The 19146-nt window shown below is 58.4% G+C and carries 17 protein-coding genes and 1 pseudogene; 11 read left to right on the forward strand and 7 right to left on the reverse strand.

The window, feature by feature from the left end:
• Positions 1-28: 28 nt before the first annotated feature.
• Genes paoC through paoA form a run of 3 tightly spaced genes read right to left on the reverse strand, consistent with a single transcriptional unit; the run spans position 29 to position 3894 of the window.
• Positions 29-2296 carry an aldehyde oxidoreductase molybdenum-binding subunit PaoC gene (gene paoC, locus FKCLFG_RS02195; protein ID WP_472614611.1) on the reverse strand — a complete coding sequence of 756 codons (2268 nt, stop codon included), beginning with the start codon at positions 2294-2296 and terminating at the stop codon, positions 29-31.
• A gap of 3 nt (positions 2297-2299) precedes the next feature.
• Positions 2300-3250, reverse strand: a complete 951-nt coding sequence (locus FKCLFG_RS02200; RefSeq protein ID WP_472614612.1) for an FAD binding domain-containing protein — start codon at positions 3248-3250, stop codon at positions 2300-2302.
• A complete protein-coding gene (gene paoA, locus FKCLFG_RS02205; protein WP_472614613.1) occupies positions 3247-3894 on the reverse strand; it encodes an aldehyde dehydrogenase iron-sulfur subunit PaoA in 648 nt (215 codons plus the stop codon). The genes FKCLFG_RS02200 and paoA overlap by 4 nt, the downstream gene beginning before the upstream one ends.
• Before the next feature lie 432 nt (positions 3895-4326).
• Here paoA and FKCLFG_RS02210 point away from each other — a divergent pair.
• Positions 4327-4583: pseudogene (locus tag FKCLFG_RS02210) on the forward strand (oxidoreductase); the annotation flags it as partial.
• Between the two features lie 103 nt (positions 4584-4686).
• Here the strand turns inward: FKCLFG_RS02210 and FKCLFG_RS02215 are convergent.
• Positions 4687-5898 (reverse strand): alkene reductase, encoded by a 1212-nt coding sequence (locus FKCLFG_RS02215; RefSeq protein WP_472614614.1) that lies wholly within the window; start codon positions 5896-5898, stop codon positions 4687-4689.
• 608 nt (positions 5899-6506) lie between these two features.
• Entirely contained in the window at positions 6507-6692 is a 186-nt protein-coding gene (locus FKCLFG_RS02220) for a hypothetical protein (RefSeq protein ID WP_472614615.1), read from the reverse strand.
• A gap of 11 nt (positions 6693-6703) precedes the next feature.
• Here FKCLFG_RS02220 and FKCLFG_RS02225 point away from each other — a divergent pair, with 11 nt between their 5' ends.
• The 10 genes from FKCLFG_RS02225 to FKCLFG_RS02270 all read left to right on the forward strand — a co-directional run bounded on the left by FKCLFG_RS02225 (position 6704) and on the right by FKCLFG_RS02270 (position 15948).
• Complete coding sequence (locus tag FKCLFG_RS02225) at positions 6704-6874, forward strand: hypothetical protein (RefSeq protein WP_472614616.1); 171 nt, start codon at positions 6704-6706, stop codon at positions 6872-6874.
• 229 nt (positions 6875-7103) lie between these two features.
• Positions 7104-7475, forward strand: a complete 372-nt coding sequence (locus tag FKCLFG_RS02230; RefSeq protein ID WP_472614617.1) for a DUF423 domain-containing protein — start codon at positions 7104-7106, stop codon at positions 7473-7475.
• Positions 7476-7792: 317 nt separating this feature from the next.
• A complete protein-coding gene (locus tag FKCLFG_RS02235; RefSeq protein WP_472614618.1) occupies positions 7793-8350 on the forward strand; it encodes a cytochrome b in 558 nt (185 codons plus the stop codon).
• 46 nt (positions 8351-8396) lie between these two features.
• A complete protein-coding gene (locus FKCLFG_RS02240) occupies positions 8397-9872 on the forward strand; it encodes an efflux transporter outer membrane subunit (protein ID WP_472614619.1) in 1476 nt (491 codons plus the stop codon).
• A complete protein-coding gene (locus tag FKCLFG_RS02245) occupies positions 9869-11209 on the forward strand; it encodes an efflux RND transporter periplasmic adaptor subunit (protein ID WP_472614620.1) in 1341 nt (446 codons plus the stop codon). Before FKCLFG_RS02240 ends, FKCLFG_RS02245 begins: the two co-directional genes overlap by 4 nt.
• 2 nt (positions 11210-11211) lie before the next feature.
• Positions 11212-11997, forward strand: coding sequence for an ABC transporter ATP-binding protein (locus tag FKCLFG_RS02250; RefSeq protein ID WP_472614621.1), 786 nt, complete (start codon positions 11212-11214; stop codon positions 11995-11997).
• On the forward strand, positions 11997-13205 hold the full coding sequence (locus FKCLFG_RS02255; RefSeq protein WP_472614622.1) for an ABC transporter permease: 1209 nt from the start codon (positions 11997-11999) through the stop codon (positions 13203-13205). Before FKCLFG_RS02250 ends, FKCLFG_RS02255 begins: the two co-directional genes overlap by 1 nt.
• Positions 13206-13349: 144 nt before the next feature.
• The gene (locus tag FKCLFG_RS02260; protein ID WP_472614623.1) at positions 13350-13535 is read left to right on the forward strand and encodes a CsbD family protein; all 186 of its coding nucleotides are present in this window, start codon (positions 13350-13352) and stop codon (positions 13533-13535) included.
• Positions 13536-13560: 25 nt separating this feature from the next.
• Positions 13561-13929, forward strand: a complete 369-nt coding sequence (locus tag FKCLFG_RS02265; RefSeq protein ID WP_472614624.1) for a NirD/YgiW/YdeI family stress tolerance protein — start codon at positions 13561-13563, stop codon at positions 13927-13929.
• 150 nt (positions 13930-14079) lie between these two features.
• Entirely contained in the window at positions 14080-15948 is a 1869-nt protein-coding gene (locus tag FKCLFG_RS02270) for a PHA/PHB synthase family protein (protein WP_472614625.1), read from the forward strand.
• Positions 15949-16190: 242 nt separating this feature from the next.
• Here the strand turns inward: FKCLFG_RS02270 and FKCLFG_RS02275 are convergent, their stop codons facing one another.
• A complete protein-coding gene (locus tag FKCLFG_RS02275) occupies positions 16191-17726 on the reverse strand; it encodes a SpoVR family protein (protein ID WP_472614626.1) in 1536 nt (511 codons plus the stop codon).
• Positions 17723-18997 (reverse strand): YeaH/YhbH family protein, encoded by a 1275-nt coding sequence (locus tag FKCLFG_RS02280; RefSeq protein ID WP_472614627.1) that lies wholly within the window; start codon positions 18995-18997, stop codon positions 17723-17725. The genes FKCLFG_RS02275 and FKCLFG_RS02280 overlap by 4 nt, the downstream gene beginning before the upstream one ends.
• Positions 18998-19146: the final 149 nt, after the last annotated feature.

Raw genomic sequence — 19146 nt, forward strand, 5'->3', positions numbered from 1 at the left:
CTTTTAAAGTTGGCATGGGCCTGTACCGTCAGGCCACCGGCGGCAAGCGATCCAGCAGCTTGTCGAGCGTGATCGGATAGTCGCGCACCCGCACGCCGGTGGCATTGTAGATCGCGTTCGCAACCGCTGCTGCGACACCGCAGATGCCGAGCTCGGCGATACCCTTCGCCTTCATGGGTGACGAGATCGGATCGGTCTCGCCCAGGAAGATCACGTCCTGGTGCGGGATGTCCGCATGCACGGGCACCTCGTAGCCGGCGAGGTCGTGGTTCACGAAGTAGCCGTAGCGCTTGTCCACCGCGAGCTCTTCCATCAGCGCGGCGCCCACGCCCATTGTCATGGCGCCGATCACCTGGCTGCGCGCGGTCTTGGGATTGAGAATGCGCCCCGCAGCACAGACGGCGAGCATGCGCCGCACGCGCGTCTCTCCCGTCGCGGCATCGACGCCGACCTCGACGAAATGCGCGCCGAAGGTCGCTTGCTGGAATTGTTTGTCAAGGTCGCCGTATTCGATGAAGTCTTCCGCAACGAGGCCCCGATCGCCGGCCGCCTCGGCGAGCGTAATGCTGCGGGATCCCGAGTGGACCTGGCCGCCCGCGAAGACGGCATCGCTCGCACTGAATCCGGCTTTCTGCGCGACAGCCTCGCGCAGCTTCATGCAAGCGGCATAGACTCCAGCGGTAGAGTTGTTGCCGCCCCACTGGCCACCTGAGCCGCAGGACACTGGGAAGCTCGAGTCCCCCAGGCGCACCACGACCTTATCGAGCGGCACTCCCATCATCTCGGCTGCGGTCTGGGCGATGATCGTGTAGCTGCCGGTGCCAATGTCCGTCATATCGGTCTCAACCGTCACGATGCCACGCCGATCCAGGCGCACGCGCGCCGCAGACTTGGTGAGCAAATTGTCCCGCAAGGCAGAGGCGACGCCCATGCCGATGAGCCAGCGCCCCTCGCGCACCCGGCCCGGCCGTGGGTCGCGCTTGTTCCAACCGAAGCGCTTGGCGCCTACTCGGAAGCACTCGACCAGTTGCCGTTGCGAGAACGGCGGATGGGGATTCGGCTTTTCCCTGGGGACCAGGGGCTGTGGATCCTGCGACGGCGGCTTTCCCGGAAAGTCCGGCACGACCTGCGTGTCGTTGAGGATACGGAACTCGATCGGATCCATGCCGAGCTTCTCGGCCATCTCGTCCATCGCGATCTCCAGCGTCGCCATGCCGGACGCTTCGCCGGGTGCCCGCATCGCGTTCGCCTCAGGCAGGTTCAGCACGGCGAGCCGGTTCGCGGTCATGCGGTGGGCCCCGGCGTAAAGTGATCGCACCGGGACCGCTGCAGCCTCGGGCGCGCCGCCGGGCAGGTTGCCCGACCAGCTTTCGTGCGCGATAGCGGTAATCTTGCCATCCTGCGTGGCACCGACACGCAGGCGCTGGATCGTCGCCGCGCGATGAACGGTGTTGTTGGGTATCAGTGCGCGCGACAAGGAAACCTTGACGGGCCGGTGGGCTGCACGCGCGCCGAGGGCGGCCAGCAGGATGTCGGAGCGCAAAAATAGTTTCGCGCCGAAGCCGCCACCGATGTACGGCGACATGACGCGGATTTTCTCCTTGGGCATGCCGAGCGTGCGCGCCATGTCTTCTACGCTCCAGGCGACCATCTGCGAGGAAGTCCAGAGTGTGAGCTGATCGCCATCCCAGGCGGCAACAGTGGCGTGCGGCTCCATCATCGAGTGTGACTCGTTCGACGTTGAATAAGTCGCGTCGAGCTGGACAGGCGCCGAGGCGAAAGCGTCGATGAAGTTGCCAACCGCAGTTTCATTAGTTCCACCGCCAGAAGAGCGTTTGGCCACCGGCGCCGAATCCTTGGCCGACGCAAGGTCGTATGCTCCCTTGGTTCGTAAATAGTCGACGCGCACCAGATGGGCCGCCGCGCGCGCTTGCTCGAAGGTCTCGGCCACGACCAGCGCGATGGCCTGGTGGTAGTGCTGGATCTCGGGGCCGCCCAGCAGCAGCGCGGTATTGCGTTTGCCTTTTGCTAGTTTTCCGGCGTTGCCAGCGGTGACGATAGCGATCACGCCTGGAGCGGCTTTGGCGGCCGCGAGGTTCATCGAAACGATGCGGCCCTTGGCGATGGCTGAGCCCACGACATAACCATAGGCCTGGTTGGTCACCACGTCGTGTCGGTCATAGGCGTAGGGTGCGGTCCCGGTTGTTTTGAGCGGCCCGTCGATGCGGTCGACGGGCTGGCCGACAACCTTAAGCTGGTCGATGGGATTGGTGGTGGCGGGAGTGTCAAATTTCATGAATCAGCCTTTTGCTTCCGAGAGGATGGAGGCAAGCGTGCGCTCCACCAGGAGAACTTTGAATGCGTTGTCATGTGTCGTGCGTGCATCGGCGAGGAGCATGGTCGCGACCGCCTTCGCGCCACGAGGCATGTCGCGCTCGGCAGCTTCCACGCGCCACGGCTTGTGCGCCACGCCGCCCAACGCCACCCGGCCGGTCCCATCGCGTTGCATGATCGCGGCGACGGAGATCAGCGCGAAGGCGTAGGAAGCCCGGTCCCGCACCTTGCGATAGACATGGGTGCCGCCGGCCGGCTGCGGCAGCGTCACTGCGGTGATCAATTCACCGGGCTCCAGGGCGTCCTCGATGTGTGGGGTGTTGCCGGGCAGCCGGTGGAAGTCGGCAATCGGAATGACTCGCACCGAGCCGTTGGGACGCACGGTTTCCACCGCTGCGTCGAGCACGCGCATCGCGACCGCCATGTCGCTCGGGTGCGTCGCGATGCAGGCATCGCTTGCACCGACAATGGCGTGTTGCCGGCTGAAGCCGCCGATCGCCCCGCAACCGCTGCCGGGCCGCCGCTTATTGCACGGCTGGTTGGTGTCGTAGAAATAGGGGCAACGGGTGCGTTGCAGCAAGTTGCCTGCCGTAGTCGCCTGGTTGCGCAGCTGACCGGAGGCGCCGGCGAGCAGTGCGCGCGACAGCACACCATAGTCGCGCCGCACACGCGAGTCGGCCGCGAGATCGGTGTTGCGGACAAGTGCACCGATCCGGAGTCCGCCTCCCGGCGTTGGCTCGATCTTGTCGAGCCCGAGGTCGTTGACGTCGATCAAGTGTGTCGGCGTCTCGATCTGCAGCTTCATCAGGTCGAGAAGATTGGTGCCCCCGGCAATGAACTTGGCGCCCTTGGTGCGGGCCGCCGCGGAAGCGGCTTCGGCGGGCGAGGCAGCCCTTTCATATGTGAAAGATTTCATAATTTCACTCCCGCGACTTCGGCAATCGCTTCCTGGATGTTGGAGTAGGCGCCGCATCGGCAGATGTTGCCGCTCATGCGCTCGCGAAACTCGGCAGATGTGGACTCCGGCCGGCGGGTCAGGTCAGCAGTGACATGGCTCGGGATGCCAGCCTTCACCTCCTCGAGCATGGCTACGGCCGAGCAGATCTGACCGGGCGTGCAGAAGCCGCATTGGTAGCCGTCGTGTTTCACGAAGGCGGCCTGCATCGGATGGAGGTTCCTCGGTGTTCCCAGGCCCTCGATGGTCGTGATTTCGTGGCCTTCCTGCATCACTGCCAGTGTGAGGCACGAGGTGATCCGGCGCCCGTCGACGATCACGGTGCATGCACCGCACTGGCCCTGGTCGCATCCCTTCTTGGTACCTGTGAGATGCAGCCGTTCACGCAGCGCGTCAAGGAGCGAGGTGCGCGGATCGATCATCACCTGGTGGTCGGTGCCGTTGACGTGCAATAGGACGTTCACGGTTGCCGGCGCTGGCGGCTTTGCAGCTTGCTCAACGGGTGCAGCATCGGCATCGCTTAAAAGTTTTGTCGTGGCAACAGCACCGCCGGCAGCCGCGGACGCCTTGAGAAAGTTTCGTCGCGTTGGATTGAAGTCGGTCATCGTGAGACTCCCTGGATTGTGGAATGGGAGGCACTGCGTGAACGGGTGCCAGCCTCGGCAAATGCCTTTGCGGTCGCGAGCCCGATGCCAGAGCTAGCGTCAGCGACAAGAGCAACTTGGCCTTTTGAATCATGAATATGATTCGTGGTCACTTTCCTTCATTTACGCCGCCAGCGCGGCGATATCTACAACCAAGCGGTGCTTCATAAATAATAAATAAGATCAAGCGGCGCTTCATTTGGTTCTGCGCATGCGGTCGTATGTTTGATGTAAGTCAAGTTAGGGGGATTTGCTGTATTGCTCAAGTCGCCCGGATTGGCCCAGCTACCTACTGCATCCAGAACTGGCTGGTCGGTTGTGCATGACTACGCCTTGAGCAGGTCGGTACTGATCGGCAACTTGCGCACGCGCTTGCCGGTCGCCGCCGCCAGAGGCGGCACGGTCACCGCATGTGGCTTGGCCCAAGGCATGGATTTTCCGGCATCGGTTGCGCCCTTCATTTTGCGCAGCGTCAAGCTGATCGGGATTGATAGCGTGTGGCAGCGTGGCAGCGGCTTGCTAACGAATTGGATTTGGAGAAGTTGGCGACGATCACGCAGGAAATCACATTGGCCGAGACGCTCATCACAGCGCCAGACATCCTCGCTGGGAAAGTGCGGGGGCGACTCGTCGTGAATGTCAATGCTTGAAATTGAAAATTAGGTTGGCACGAATGCGCGACGCTATCTTGTTTTCACCGGGAAGCGATATCGTCGCCCGAGGCCTGCCATCAACGTGGTGCTCGGGCCAGCATTAGCGCCAGTTCTCGTCCACGCAGAGCTTCGGTTTCTCGCCCCGCTCCTGTGCGAGGGTTGGATAGTCGGTGTACCCTTTGGCGCCGCCGCCGTAGTAGGTGGACGGATCGCCAGCATTCAAAGGGGCATGCAGGCGTAACCGTTCAGGTAAATCGGGGTTGGCCAGAAACTTGCGGCCGAACACGATCAAATCTGCCTTGCCCTGCTGGAGCCAAGCTTCGGCAGTGTCGAGGTCGAAGCCGCCGGCCAGCATCAGCGTACCGCGGTATTTTTCTCGCATCAGCGCGAGGATCCGTAGCGCACCAGTATCGGGTTCGGTCCCTTTCTCGAACGCAGTGACAGCCGGGTTGACGATATGGAGGTAGGCGAGCCCGTAGTCACTCAGCTTATCCGCGATATAACCGAATGTCGTTTCGGGGTCGTTATCGCTCACATCATTCAATGTGCCGAGAGGCGACAGGCGTACACCGACGCGGTCCGGCCCCCAAATTTCAGTGACCGCCTCGACCACCTCCATGAGGAGCCGCGCACGGTTTTCGATCGCTCCACCATACTGGTCAGTGCGTTGGTTGGAGCTGGAATTGATGAATTGGTCGAGCAGATAGCCGTTGGCGGCGTGAATCTCGACGCCGTCGAAGCCGGCTTCCAGCGCATTCTTGGCCCCACGCACGTATTGCTGTACGAGGTAGGGCATCTCCTCGGCCTGCAAGGCGCGCGGCGTCACGAACGGAACCAGTGCGCCCTCGCCGTTTTCGTTTTCGATGAACGCTTCGCCGCTGGGCTTGATAGCCGATGGCGCCACCGGCAGCACGCCGTCGGGCTGCAGCGTCGGATGGGAGATGCGCCCCACGTGCCAGAGCTGCATGAAGATCAAACCGCCGGCTCCATGCGCCGACCCGGTGACCAGCCTCCAGCCGTCGAGCTGTTCGCGGCTGTGAATACCTGGAGTCCAGGCGTAGCCTTGTCCCTGTTGCGATATCTGGGTTGCCTCGGTAAGGATCAATGCGGCCGAGGCACGTTGCGCATAATAGCTGGCGTTGAGAGGAGATGGGATATTGCCAGGCTGGCGGGCGCGCGAGCGGGTCAGGGGAGCCATCACAATCCTGTGAGGCAGGTTGTAGCGCCCCAGTCTGACGGGCTGAAACAGCCGTTCCGCCGGCGTTTGCGCCGCAACGGCAGGCTGCGTGACGGGTGGTGTAGTTACGGACATAATAATTATCTCCGATCGGAATGCCTGTTAAGTTACTGTTAATTCGTTCGGCGACGTGCGTTTATCGCTTGGCGTCGGAGTGATCAATTCTTGCGGGGCGCCACATAATCGGAACGACCCCGCATGAAAGGTCGTTCGATGGATGCGTAGCCCGGCAAGTCTCCTCTAAGCCCGCCATTGCAGAACGCCCTGACCATCTAATTAACTGGTTGGTTGGAAATAGACTTAAGAACTATGGAATAAGTCTAGGAAAAATACGCCATAAATCAAGAATGCGGCTCAATCATTTGAGATAGGACAAAGTTACCGAACTTGGGATTTTTCAGGAAATCTAGGCAGTGTTAACCTTGCCGTTTTCAAATCTTGCCTTGAAACTATAAGGCGTCTCGTTGAGCATCCAGTTTCGGTGGAAATAGTCCTGCCTCCATTCTTGATACCGCATTTACAGACTGCCCATGCCTTCTTAATCTGTTAGCCCCTTATGTTTGCTAGAGAAGAGCACTGTTTTTGCAGAAACCGCCTATGAAACAGCCGCTGCGGTGAAAAATTGCAAGAATAACGATGTTCTGTCGCATTAACTAAAAACAAAAAACGACTGCTAAATTGTGTCAATAAAACATAATCAGCGGCGCATCTATGGGAGTTATTTTCAACCGGATGGGACGCGTTAGCAAGAACGTCGCGCAGCATCCGGGTACCGGCGAAGGGTGCTCGAAATGCAGCGTATCGGCGCCTTGCGCCAGCGCCGCCATGCCTGAAAGCTTGGGTTGCGGCATAATCATTGGCTTTTTCATGGAGATATCAAATGCGCGTTCGGACAAATTCAGAAGATATCGGTCGCTGCGGTTGTGGCCGTCGCGATTACTGCGATGGCAGTCATGGGCTGACGGAAGCGCAGTGGCAACAGGTCCAGGCTAAAGAGCTGGAAGCCGCTCAGAAAAATACGAATACTGTCAGTCAGGAAAGCGACGAGTGATCTTTGCGCGGCTTCTGCTGTGGAATCTCTTGTCATCGGTCTGATAGCAAGTTTTGCATGAGGCCGGCATGCCGATCGTATCCGCAGCCGATGTTCAATGCGCTCGGGCACGACTGTTATGACTGTTAGATATATGCCGCCGAAAGCTGATCGATGCGCAGGCATGCGTTGCGGTGGTTAAAAATCCCCATCGAAACATTTCTTTTCCCTTATTACACTTGGAATCCACATGAATGAACGCACACTTGTCATCGCCGCTGCCATCAACATGTTGATCGCGGTCGCCGCCGGCGCTTTCGGTGCGCATGGGCTGAAAAATATCCTGAGCAGCGACATGCTAGCGGTCTGGCATACGGCCGTCACGTATCAGATGGCGCACGCGCTCGGCTTGTTCGTCATCGCGCTGCTGCTGCCGCGTTTTAATTCGGCGCTGCTGGCTTGGGCCGGGGTCGCGATGCTGGCGGGAATCGTGGTGTTCAGCGGAAGTTTGTATGCATTGGCAATCAGCGGCGTGCGCATGCTGGGCGCAATCACGCCGATTGGCGGCGCTGCATTCCTGCTGGCGTGGGCGATGGTGGCTTGGGCGGCTTTGCGCGGGTAATAAATTTACAGGGAGTATGCAAAAAAAGCGCGTTGTTTGCGCATTATTTTTGTGCGCGCATTAAAAATACATGACCCTGTTTATATGTGAATTGTGACTTCTGACAGACCTGCAGAAGCGCATGGAATTGTATTGTTTTGTAAAAGCGCCGCGGTCGCTGCTGGAGATTCACTAGAATGCGCTGGTGTTTCCAGGTGCCTGCGGGAGTAAGCAATGGTCCGATTTTCGGTGTTGATATCGGATAAGCGACTTCCATTCTAGTGCCCATGATGACTCCGTTTAAGCCGATTCCCGGCATAACTGATAAGGGGATTACTGTGATCACGAACGCAAACGCGAACAATGCCGACAAATATGGCGCGCTGTCGATAGGGTTGCACTGGCTGATGTTGCTATTGATGGTCTGTGTATATGCCAGCATGGAACTGCGCGGCATTTTTCCCAAGGGCAGTGCGCTCTATAACGGGATGAAAACGTGGCATTACATGCTGGGCTTGTCGGTTTTCGTCCTGGTATGGATACGTTTGGCGGCGCGCTTGCGCACACCCGCGCCGGCCATCAGACCGGCTTTGCCGCAATGGCAGATGCGACTTTCCCTGTGGATGCATGTGGCGCTGTATGTGCTGATGATAGTCATGCCGCTGCTGGGCTGGCTTGTGCTGAGTGCCGGCGGCAAGCAGATTCCATTCTTCGGGCTGGAGTTGCCGGCGTTGATCGCCAAAAACAAGGCCAACGCCACACAAATAAAAGACATCCATGAGGCAATCGCCACCGCGGGTTACTTCCTGATTGGTCTGCATGCCGCTGCAGCCTTGTTCCATCATTACTGGGCGGGGGATAACACGCTCAAGAGAATGTTGCCATTTCGTACGTGACGTAGATGACATACGTGACGTACATGAATTTTCCAGAAAAGATTGCATGTTGAAAAAACTCGGTTTATGGACGATGTTGTTGCCGTTGACATTAACGTTATCGGCTTGCGCATCTCTGTCGCCACAGTCGTCGGCGCTGCCGGAGATTGCGGTGCCGGCGGCGTGGTCGGCGGCTGTTGCAACCAGCGCCGCCGGTGCAGAAAACGGCAACGCCAACGCCAACCTGGCGCAGTGGTGGCAACGTTTTGACGATCCCTTGCTCGATGCGCTGATAACGCAAGCCTTGCGCGCCAATACCAGCGTCAACAGCGCGCAGGCGGTTTTGGCGCAGGCGCGTGCGTTGCGCGACATTGCGGCGGCCGGCTTATTGCCCAACGTCACCGGTTCGGCCTCGGCGGGACGCAGCAAGTCGGGCAAAGCCAGCGCCAGCAATGCGTTCAATACCGGGTTTGACGCCAGTTGGGAGCCCGATGTGTTTGGCGGCAACCGCAGCGCGCTGCAGGCAGGCGAGGCAAGCGCGCAAGCCAGCGCCGCCAGTCTGGCCGATGTGCAGGTTTCCATCGCGGCTGAAGTGGCGGTCAGTTACATCCAATATCGCGGCGCGCAGACCCGGTTGATGATTGCGCGCAGCAATCTTGTCAGCCAGCTGGAAACCTTGCAACTCACTGATTGGCGGGTGCAGGCCGGTTTGCTGACGTCGCTCGAAGGCGAGCAGGCGCGTGCCGCCAGCGAACAGACGCGGGCGCAAATTCCGACGCTGGAAACCAGCGTGGCGCAAATCCAGCACAGTCTGGCGCTGCTGTGCGGCCAGACGCCGGAGGCGTTGCGGGCGCAACTTGCCAGCGCCACTCCGGTGCCGCAGGCGCAGGATGATTTGGCACTCAGCATGCCGGCCGAAACGTTGCGCCAGCGCCCCGACGTGCGCGCCGCCGAGCACCAGGTCAGCGCCGCGTTGGCGCGGGTCGGGCAAGCCGACGCTGCGCGCTATCCGAGTTTTCGGCTTGGCGGCTCGCTGGGACTGAGCGCATTGACGCTGGGCACGCTCACCGGCAGCGGCGCGCTGGCCAGCGCATTGCTGGGCAGCGTGTCGGTGCCGCTGTTCGATGCTGGCGCAGGCAAGGCGCAGGTGCGTGCGCAGCAAGCCGCGCTGGAACAGGCACGGCTGTTTTATCAGGCCACGGTGCTGACTGCATTAACGGATGTGGAAGATGCGCTGGTCGCGCTGGGCGGCGACCGCGAGCGCCTGCAGCACTTGCGTGACGCCAGCGATGCGGCGGCCAATGCGGCACTGATTGCGCGCCAGCGCTACGCCAGCGGCCTGATCGATTTTCAGACCGTGCTGGAAACGCAGCGTTCTCTGTATAGCACGCAAGACGCGGTGGCAACCACCGCCACCGACCTCAGCGCCGACCATGTGCGCTTGTACAAGGCTTTGGGCGGCGGCTGGCAGCCGGAGCGCGATTCCGCAATGTCGCCAGGCCAGTCCGGTAGCGCCAATATCACTCAACCTTCGAACTCATGAATACACCATCTTCTTCCAACGAAACTACACCGGACACCGATGCACTTGGAGCGCTGGTCGATCCGGCTGCGCGCCGCTGGTGGCGTCGCCCGCTATTCTGGATCGCTGTCGCGTTATTGATCCTGGCCGCAATCGGCGTTTATTTCTGGCAAGCGCAGCAAAAAGCCAACGCCGCACCCAGCTTCACGGCCCAAGCGGCGGCACGCGGCAACCTCACGCTCACCGTCATCGCCAATGGCACGTTGCAGCCGACGCGCTCGGTCAGCATCGGCAGCGAACTGTCCGGCACTGTGTTGCGGGTGCTGGTGGACGTCAATGATCAAGTCAAGAAAGGCCAGGTTTTGGTGGAACTCGATACCGCCAAGCTGAACGATCAGATCGTGCGCTCACGCGCTGCGCTGGCTGCCGCGAATGCAGCAGTGGCGCAAGAGGTGGCCACAGTCAAGGAGTCGCAGAGCAATTTGGCGCGGCTGGAAGAAGTGTCGCGCTTGTCCGGCGGCAAAGTGCCTTCCAGGGCCGAGCTTGACACTGGACGCGCCACGCTGGATCGGGCGCAAGCCAATGCATTGAGCGCCCGCGCCAACGTCGTCAGCGCCAAGGCCACCTTGTCCACCGACGAGACCAATCTGTCGAAAGCATCGATTCGCTCGCCCATCGACGGCGTGATCCTGACTCGCACGGTCGACCCCGGCAACGCGGTGGCGGCCTCGTTGCAGGCGGTAACGCTGTTTACCATCGCCGAAGACTTGGGCCACATGCGCCTGCAGGTGAATGTCGATGAAGCCGATGTCGGCTCGGTCAAGATCGGTCAGAAAGCCCGCTTTACGGTCAGCGCCTATGCCAATCGCAAGTATCCGGCCACCATCACGCGGGTAGCGTTCGGCTCGACCATTACCGAGAACGTGGTCACTTACATCACCTATCTGGACGTCGATAATGCCGACCTGAGCCTGCGCCCCGGCATGACGGCAACCGCCACCATCACCGCCACCGAGCGCCACGATGTGCTGCTGGTGCCGAACAGCGCACTGCGCTTCACGCCGACATCGACATCGACATCGGCTCCGAAACAGGCCGGCAAGGCATCGGGCGCCGCTGATCAGGGCGGTATTGTGGCCAGCCTGATGCCGCGTGGACGCCCCCGCACGCCGCGCAAATCTGCCGCCAGCAGCGCCAGTACGGCGGCGGTGCGTCAGGTTTGGGTATTGCGCAACGGCGCCGCGGTCGCGGTGGACGTGACGCCCGGCATTAGCGATGGCCGGATGACCGAGATAACGGCAGGGGATTTGCAGGCCGGCATGCAGGTCATCACCGACCAGCGCACGGCAGCGCAATGAGCATGAAAATAAGTACAGCGATGGAGCCCGCCACCGGTCCTGATGTCGCTGTCCCAGCGCCGCTGATCCGTCTGCGCAGCGTGACCAAGATGTACGGCAAAGGGCAGGCCGCATTGATGGCGCTCAAGGGCGTCGATATCGATATCGCAGCGGGCGAATTTGTCGCCATCATGGGGCCCAGCGGCTCGGGAAAATCGACCGTGATGAATATTCTCGGTTGCCTCGATACGCCCACCGCAGGCGAATACCTGTTTCACGGCATGCATGTGGAAAAATTATCGCGCGACCAGCGCGCGCAGCTGCGCCGGCGCTACCTGGGTTTTGTGTTTCAGGGTTTCAACCTGCTGGCGCGCACCTCGGCGCAGGAAAACGTCGAATTGCCCTTGTTGTACCGCGGCGAAAGCGCTGCAACACGGCATGCTCTGGCGACCAAGGCGCTGGCTTCGGTAGGCCTGTCTGGCTGGGAACATCACACGCCGGCCGAACTGTCGGGCGGGCAACAGCAGCGGGTCGCGATTGCCCGCGCCATCGTCACCGAGCCCGCGGTATTGCTGGCCGATGAGCCCACCGGCAACCTCGATACCCAACGCAGCCGCGAAATCATGGAGTTGCTGTCGCGACTTAATATAGATCACGGCATCACCGTGCTGATGGTCACGCACGAGCAAGACATGGCGATGTATGCCAAGCGCATGGTGCATTTTGTCGATGGCTTGCTCGACAGCGACGCCAGCAATCCGCATCCGCTCGGACTAGACTTGCCAACAGCAGCAGTGGGAGAACTGTAATGCTGCTCAATACTTTGCTGCTGGCGCTGCGTTCGATTCGCCGCAACCTGCTGCGTTCTTTCCTGACCATGCTCGGCATCGTGATTGGCGTCAGTGCGGTCATCACCATGGTGACGCTGGGCAACGGCGCCACCATGGAAGTGCAAAATCAGATTTCCAGCCTGGGCAGCAACTTGCTGATGGTCCGCCCCGGACAACGCCAGGGTTTCGGCGGCGGCAGTGGCGGCGCGCCGGCATTCAAGGAAGCCGATGCGGCAGCGATCGCGAACCAGATCGGCGGCGTACAGGCAGTAGCTCCCGAAGGACGGGCCAGCGTGACAGTAGTCGCCAACGGCCGCAACTGGACCACCAACGTCACCGGCAGCACCAATGCCTGGTTTCAGACCAGCAACTGGAAACTGTCCGCAGGTCGCCAGTTCGAAGAGGGCGAGTTGCAAGCGGGCGCCGCCGTGTGCATCATCGGCGATACCATACGGCGCGAATTGTTCGATACCCGCAGCGCGCTGGGGGAACAGTTGCGCATCAAGCAATTCTCCTGCGTAGTGGTGGGCGTGCTGGCAGCCAAAGGGCCAGCGGCCATGGGCAACGATCAGGATGACATAGTGCTGGTGCCGCTGCACACGCTGCAGCGCCGCGTTGCCGGCAACCAGCGGGTCGCCACCTTGCTGGTGTCGATGAAAGACGGCACCGATAGCGCGCGCCTGAAGTCCAGCCTGACGCAGTTGCTGCGTGAACGCCGCAAACTGGCCCAGGGAGATGACGACAATTTCAATGTGCTCGACACCAAACAGCTGGCCGAAACCTTGTCCGGCACCACCAAAGTGATGACCACGCTGCTGGGCGCGGTGGCTGCAGTGAGCTTGCTGGTGGGCGGGATTGGCATCATGAATATCATGCTGGTCAGCGTCACCGAGCGCACCCGCGAAATCGGCTTGCGTCTGGCCATCGGCGCGCTGGAGCGCGAAGTGTTGCTGCAATTCCTGATCGAGGCGGTGGTGCTGTCCACCCTCGGCGGCATAATCGGCATCGTGCTGGCCACCGGAGCTTCGATCGGGCTGGCGCAACTAATGCAGGTGCCTTACGTGTTCAATTCGTCGATCAACATTCTGTCGTTCCTGTTTTCGGCTGGGATTGGCGTGCTGTTCGGCTATTTCCCCGCCCGCCGCGCCGCGCAACTGGACCCGATCGAGGCGCTGCGGCACGAGTAAATTATCGCCTCGGGCCAATATTGTCCTGCTGCCTAATCCATTAGAGAAAGTGGAAAGTGGCAGCTTGTGTTTTTCTATGTTCGCAAGCGCACAGACTTGCTCTGAGTCAATGGCTTACATTGTGATTTTTGACAGGAGAACACCATGAACAAAAATCAAATCAAAGGCACTGCGAAAGAAGTCGTCGGTAAAGCACAGGAAGAAGCAGGTAAATTGGTTGGAAGCGATGCGCAGCAGATCAAAGGGCTGGACAAACAAATTGCTGGAAAAGTACAGCAATCGGTTGGCGATGTGGAAGAAATAATCAAAGCCAAAGTGCGTTCGATCTAAACAAAATACCGTAGAGGTAAATCAAGTGATATCCAAAATAAAAATCAGTTTAGCAATTTTTGCTACCGCCATAGCGGCCAGCGTGCCCGCCACCGTACAAGCGCAATATGTCGGTCCATCCACGCAAAAAACGGCCCTGTCGGTTGCCAGCATACTTAAAAATCCTGTGGACGATCAGGAGGTGGTGCTCAGTGGATTTTTACTTAAAAAAGTGGGCAAGGAGAAGTACATTTTTTCTGATGGCACCAATGAAATAAGAGTGGAAATCGAGGCTGAATATTTCCCAGCACAAAAAATAGATAACAAGACCCGAGTCGAAATAAGAGGCGAGGTAGAGAGAGATTTTCTCGAATCTCCTGAGATCGACGTCAAGGCGATCCGCATCTCTCAGTGAGGAACGGAGCGCCTGGAATATGGTTCTAGACACTGTGGCCGGAACCGAATTATCTGTGCCAAGGCAAAATCCTCGATTCGTTTGATTTATGTCAATTAGCGTGATGCCGCATTCTTGCAAGAATGAATAGTTCGCAACCGAGAGGTGGATATGAATCTGACTGAAAAGAATTTGAACCTTGATCACAGCTTGCCAATTGAAATTGCAACGGCAGCAGATGCAACTTTGCCGCAGGACGCGGCGGCTCCCAAAAAACTGTGCTACCTGAGTTGCGATGGCAACGAGCAAGCGGGCACCAATACTCTGGATTTGATGTATCAGAGCGCACTGGCAAAGTTGACCGGCGGCATTTCTCCGACCAGCTTGTCAGTGGCAATGCAGGAATGGCTGCTGCAACTCGCCATGTCGCCGGGACGCCGCATCGAACTGCTGGCTTTGCTGAAGCAGCAAGCGGCGGAATGGGGGCCTTTCATGGCCAGCGCGGTGAGTTCCGGCAGCGGTCAGGTCAGCGTGACGGATACCGATTCGCGCTTCAACCGGCCGGAATGGTCGTACTGGCCATATAACGTGTTTGCCAAATCTTTCTTGCAGACGCAGGATTTCTGGCAGCAGGCCACTACCGGCATTCGCGGCGTTACGCCGCATCATGAGCATGTGGTCGGTTTTGCCGCGCGCCAGATGCTCGATGCTGTTGCTCCATCCAATTACGCCATCACCAATCCGGAAGTATTGCGTGCCACCATCGAATCGAAAGGCCATAACCGCTTGACCGGCTGGAGCCACTGGCTGGAAGATCAGGCCAAACGCAAGCAAAAGAAGCGCGGCGGTGATACGCACCAGAGAGCTGATTCTCCCTACAAGGTCGGACGGGATGTCGCGGTCACGCCCGGAAAAGTGGTGTTCAGCAACGCGCTGTTTGAATTGATCCGGTACACGCCGCAGACCGAAACCGTATACCGGGAGCCGGTGCTGTTTGTGCCTTCGTGGATCATGAAATATTACATCCTGGATCTGTCGCCGAATAATTCGATGGTGCGCTACCTGGTCGAGCAGGGTCATGCCGTGTTCATGATGTCATGGAAGAATCCCGGCGCCGAGGGCCGAAATTTGGGCATGGATGATTACATTTCACAGGGCTTGTTTGCCGCACTGGAGGAAGTCGCGCAGGTGATGCCGGACACTCCGGTGCATGCGGTCGGCTATTGCCTGGGCGGCACTTTGCTGTCCATCGGCGCAGCGGCGCTGGGACGCGATCCGCAGAAGGCGCTGGCGCCAATGCAGACCATCACGCTGCTGGCGGGGCAGGTAGACTTTACCGATCCGGGCGAGCTGGGGCTGTTCATCGACGACAGCCAGTTGGCCTTGCTGGATGCGCTGATGTGGGAGCAGGGCTATCTAGATGGCGCGCAGATGGCAGCCAGTTTCGAGCTGCTCAATTCGCGCGATCTGATCTGGTCGCGCATCATGCGCGAATATTTGCTCGGTATCCGTCGGGCGCCGAACGATCTGATGTCGTGGAACGCCGACACCACGCGCTTGCCCTACCGGATGCATAGCGAATATCTGCGGCAACTGTTCTTGCATAACGATCTGGCCGAAGGCCGCTACTGCGTCGATGGTCATTTGATCGCACTGAGCAATATCAGGCAGCCGATGTTTGTGCTGGGCACTGAACGCGACCACGTCTCGCCCTGGAAGTCGGTCTACAAGATCCATTTCCTGGTCGATTCCGAGGTCCATTTCGTGCTGGCTTCCGGTGGCCACAATAGCGGAGTGGTGTCCGAGTTGGGCCATGCGGGCCGCAGCTTCCGGTTCCGGTCGGGCCAGCGGCATGCGCACAGTCATGTGGTGGGGCCGGACGATTGGGTGTCGCAGTCAACGGTCGAGCAGGGTTCCTGGTGGCCGCACTGGCATAAGTGGCTGGCGCTGCATTCCAGCGCAAAAAAAATCAAGGTCCAGGACATGCCGGCCGAGCATGTGCTGACCGACGCTCCCGGGCAATATGTATTGGAGATGTGATGCTTGAAGTGTTGTAAAGGAGTCTTGCCAGTCGAGCGTAGGTGCGAATTTATTCGCACCAGTTCGGATGGAATAATTAAGAGTGCGAATGCATTCGCACCTACACGCAAGTGGTATCCCAGTGGGGGTATGTCAATAAACAATGCTTTTGCCGCATATACCCATTGCGGCAGTTAAAAATACCTTATTCAGTATATTTAAAAGGTGCTGCCGCAGCACATCGGAAGTGCAGCATGCGGAATTTAGCCGTGCGTACGCTTTTCGCGTTTGCATTCCAGCGTGCTGATGATTTTGCCGTTCGGATCGATGGTCTCCAGTCGCACATCAAAACCCCACAGCCGCGCCACATGTTTTAACACTTCCTGTGCCTGTGTATTGAGCGGGCGACGCTGAAACTGGGTGTGTCTTAACGTCATCGACCGATCACCCTGCATGTTGACCGAAAACACCTGGATATTCGGCTCCCGATTGCCCAGATTGTATTGCTCCGACAGTTTCTGGCGGATGGTCTGATAGCCGCTGTCGTCGTGAATCGCGGAAATCGTCAGCTTGTCATCGGTATCATCGTCGAGCACCGCAAAAAAATGAAAATCGCGGATCAGCTTGGGCGACAGGTATTGGGAAATGAAACTCTCGTCCTTGAAGTTGCGCATCGCAAAATCGAGCGTCTTTAGCCAGTCGCTGCCGGCGATATGGGGAAACCATATGCGGTCTTCGTCGGTGGGCGCGTCGCAGATACGGCGGATGTCGGACATCATGGCAAACCCCAGCGCATATGGGTTGATGCCGTTGTAGTGCGCACTGTCGAGCGGCGGCTGGTAGATCACGTTGGTATGGCTTTGCAGGAATTCCATCATGAAACCGTTATCGACCACGCCTTCCGCATACAGTTGATTGAGGATGGTGTAATGCCAGAAGGTGGCCCAGCCTTCGTTCATGACCTGGGTCTGGCGCTGCGGGTAAAAATACTGCGCGATCTTGCGCGTGACGCGCACCACTTCGCGTTGCCACGGCTCCAGTATCGGTGCGTATTTCTCGATGAAATACAGCAGGTTTTCTTGCGGCTCCGGCGGGAACCGCTGTGACGGCCGGTTGGCGACCGCCTCTTTTTCGTGCTGGGGCAGGGTGCGCCACAGGTCGTTGACCTGCAATTGCAGATAGGCTTCGCGCTCTTTCTGGCGCGCCTTTTCTTCTGTAAGCGACAGTTTGGCCGGGCGCTTGTAGCGATTGACGCCGTGGTTTTGCAGTGCATGGCAGGAGTCGAGCAACAGTTCGACCGCTTCGATGCCGTACCGCTCTTCGCATTCGGATATGAATTTCTTGGCAAACACCATGTAGTCGATGATCTCTTCGGCATCGGTCCAGGAGCGGAACAGGTAATTGCCCTTGAAAAAAGAGTTGTGACCGTAGGCCGCGTGCGCGATCACCAGGGTTTGCATCATCAGGCTGTTTTCTTCCATCAGATAGGCGATGCAGGGATTCGAATTGATGACGATTTCGTAGGCCAGGCCCATCTGGCCGCGCTTGTAGTTTTTTTCGGTATTGAGAAAATGCTTGCCGAATGACCAATGGTGGTACGACACCGGCAAGCCAACCGCCGTGTAGGCATCCATCATCTGTTCGGCGCTGATGATTTCGAGCTGGTTCGGATAGGTGTCGAGGCCAAAATTTTGTGCGATGCGGCGCACTTCTTCATGCACCTGCTCCAGCAGTTCGAAGGTCCATTCCGACTGTTTTGGCAACTGGTACGAGGGACTTATTTTGCTCGGAACACTCATGATTTTTCCTGTTTCTTGAATAGTTCACGAAACACAGGATAAATATCGGCCGGGGATTTGATCAGTTGCATTGCAAAGTGCCGGTGATGGCGCAGTACCTGCGTGTATTCTTCCCATAGATTCTGCGGCTTGTCCCCAGTGATTTCGACGTAGGCGTAATACTGCACCGCCGGCATGATGGTATTGATCAGCAGCTGGCGGCAGGCGACCGAATCGTTGTCCCAGTTGTCGCCATCGGAAGCTTGCGCCACGTAAATATTCCAGTCGTTACTGGCATACCGTTCACGTATGATCTTGGCCAGCAAATCCAGCGCCGACGACACCACGGTGCCGCCCGATTCACGCGAGTGGAAAAAATCGTTTTCATCGACTTCGTCGGCCATCGTGTGGTGGCGGATGAAGATCACTTCAATCTTGTCGTAAGCGCGCCTCAAAAACAGGTACAACAGGATGAAAAAGCGTTTTGCGGTATCTTTCTTGATTTCATCCATCGAGCCGGAGACATCCATGATGCAAAACATGACTGCCTGGCTGGACGGTTTCGGCACCCTGATGCGATTGCTGTAGCGCAGATCGAACGGGTCGATGAATGGAATCGCCAGCAATTTGCTGCGCAAGCGATGAATTTCCTGTCGCAGCGTGATGATGCGCGCATCCTCGTCCGGCACGATTTCGAGCAATTGTTTGAGTTCGGATTCTGCTTCCAGCAGGCGCTTGTGCGATTTGCTGCCGACTGCGATGCGCCGTCCCAGTGCGCCACGTAGCGAGCGCAACACATGAATATTAGTGGGCGTGCCGGACATTTTATAACCGGCCCGCTGCTGCTTGAATTCGGTGGTGGCGGTGAGCTGGGTCTTCACCATATTCGGCAATTCCAGGTCCTCGAAGAAGTAGTTCAGGAATTCTTCGCGCGTCAGTTCGAAGATAAAATCATCTTCCGTGATCTGGTCGCTGTTGCCGGCCTGGCCGGAGCCGGAACCGGATCCGGATCCGCTTTTGGGGCGCGCCACCCGGTCGCCTTTTTGGTATTCCGTGTTGCCGGGATGTACCATCTCCCAGACCCCGCCATGGGCATTGCCGAAACTCGGCTCATTGACATCTTTGGCCGGAATCGATACTTTTTCGCCGCTTTCCATGTCGGTGATGGAACGGCCTTTTATCGCCCGTTCAACCGCATCCCTGATCTGGCCCTTGTAACGACGTAAAAATCGTTCGCGATTGACTGCGGATTTGTTTTTGCCCTGTAGGCGTCGGTCGATTAGGTGAACCAAAATCGTCTCCTGTAACTAATGTCGCTCACTGTCCACGAAAGACACGAAAAGCATAAAAGGGCTTAATGACACAATCCTTTTGATGCATTTTTTTCGTGCCTTTCGTGTTTTTCGTGAACCATATCTTCTCCTTAAGCAAGGCAGACGCA

The sequence above is a fragment of the Gelidimonas denitrificans genome (assembly GCF_055694065.1).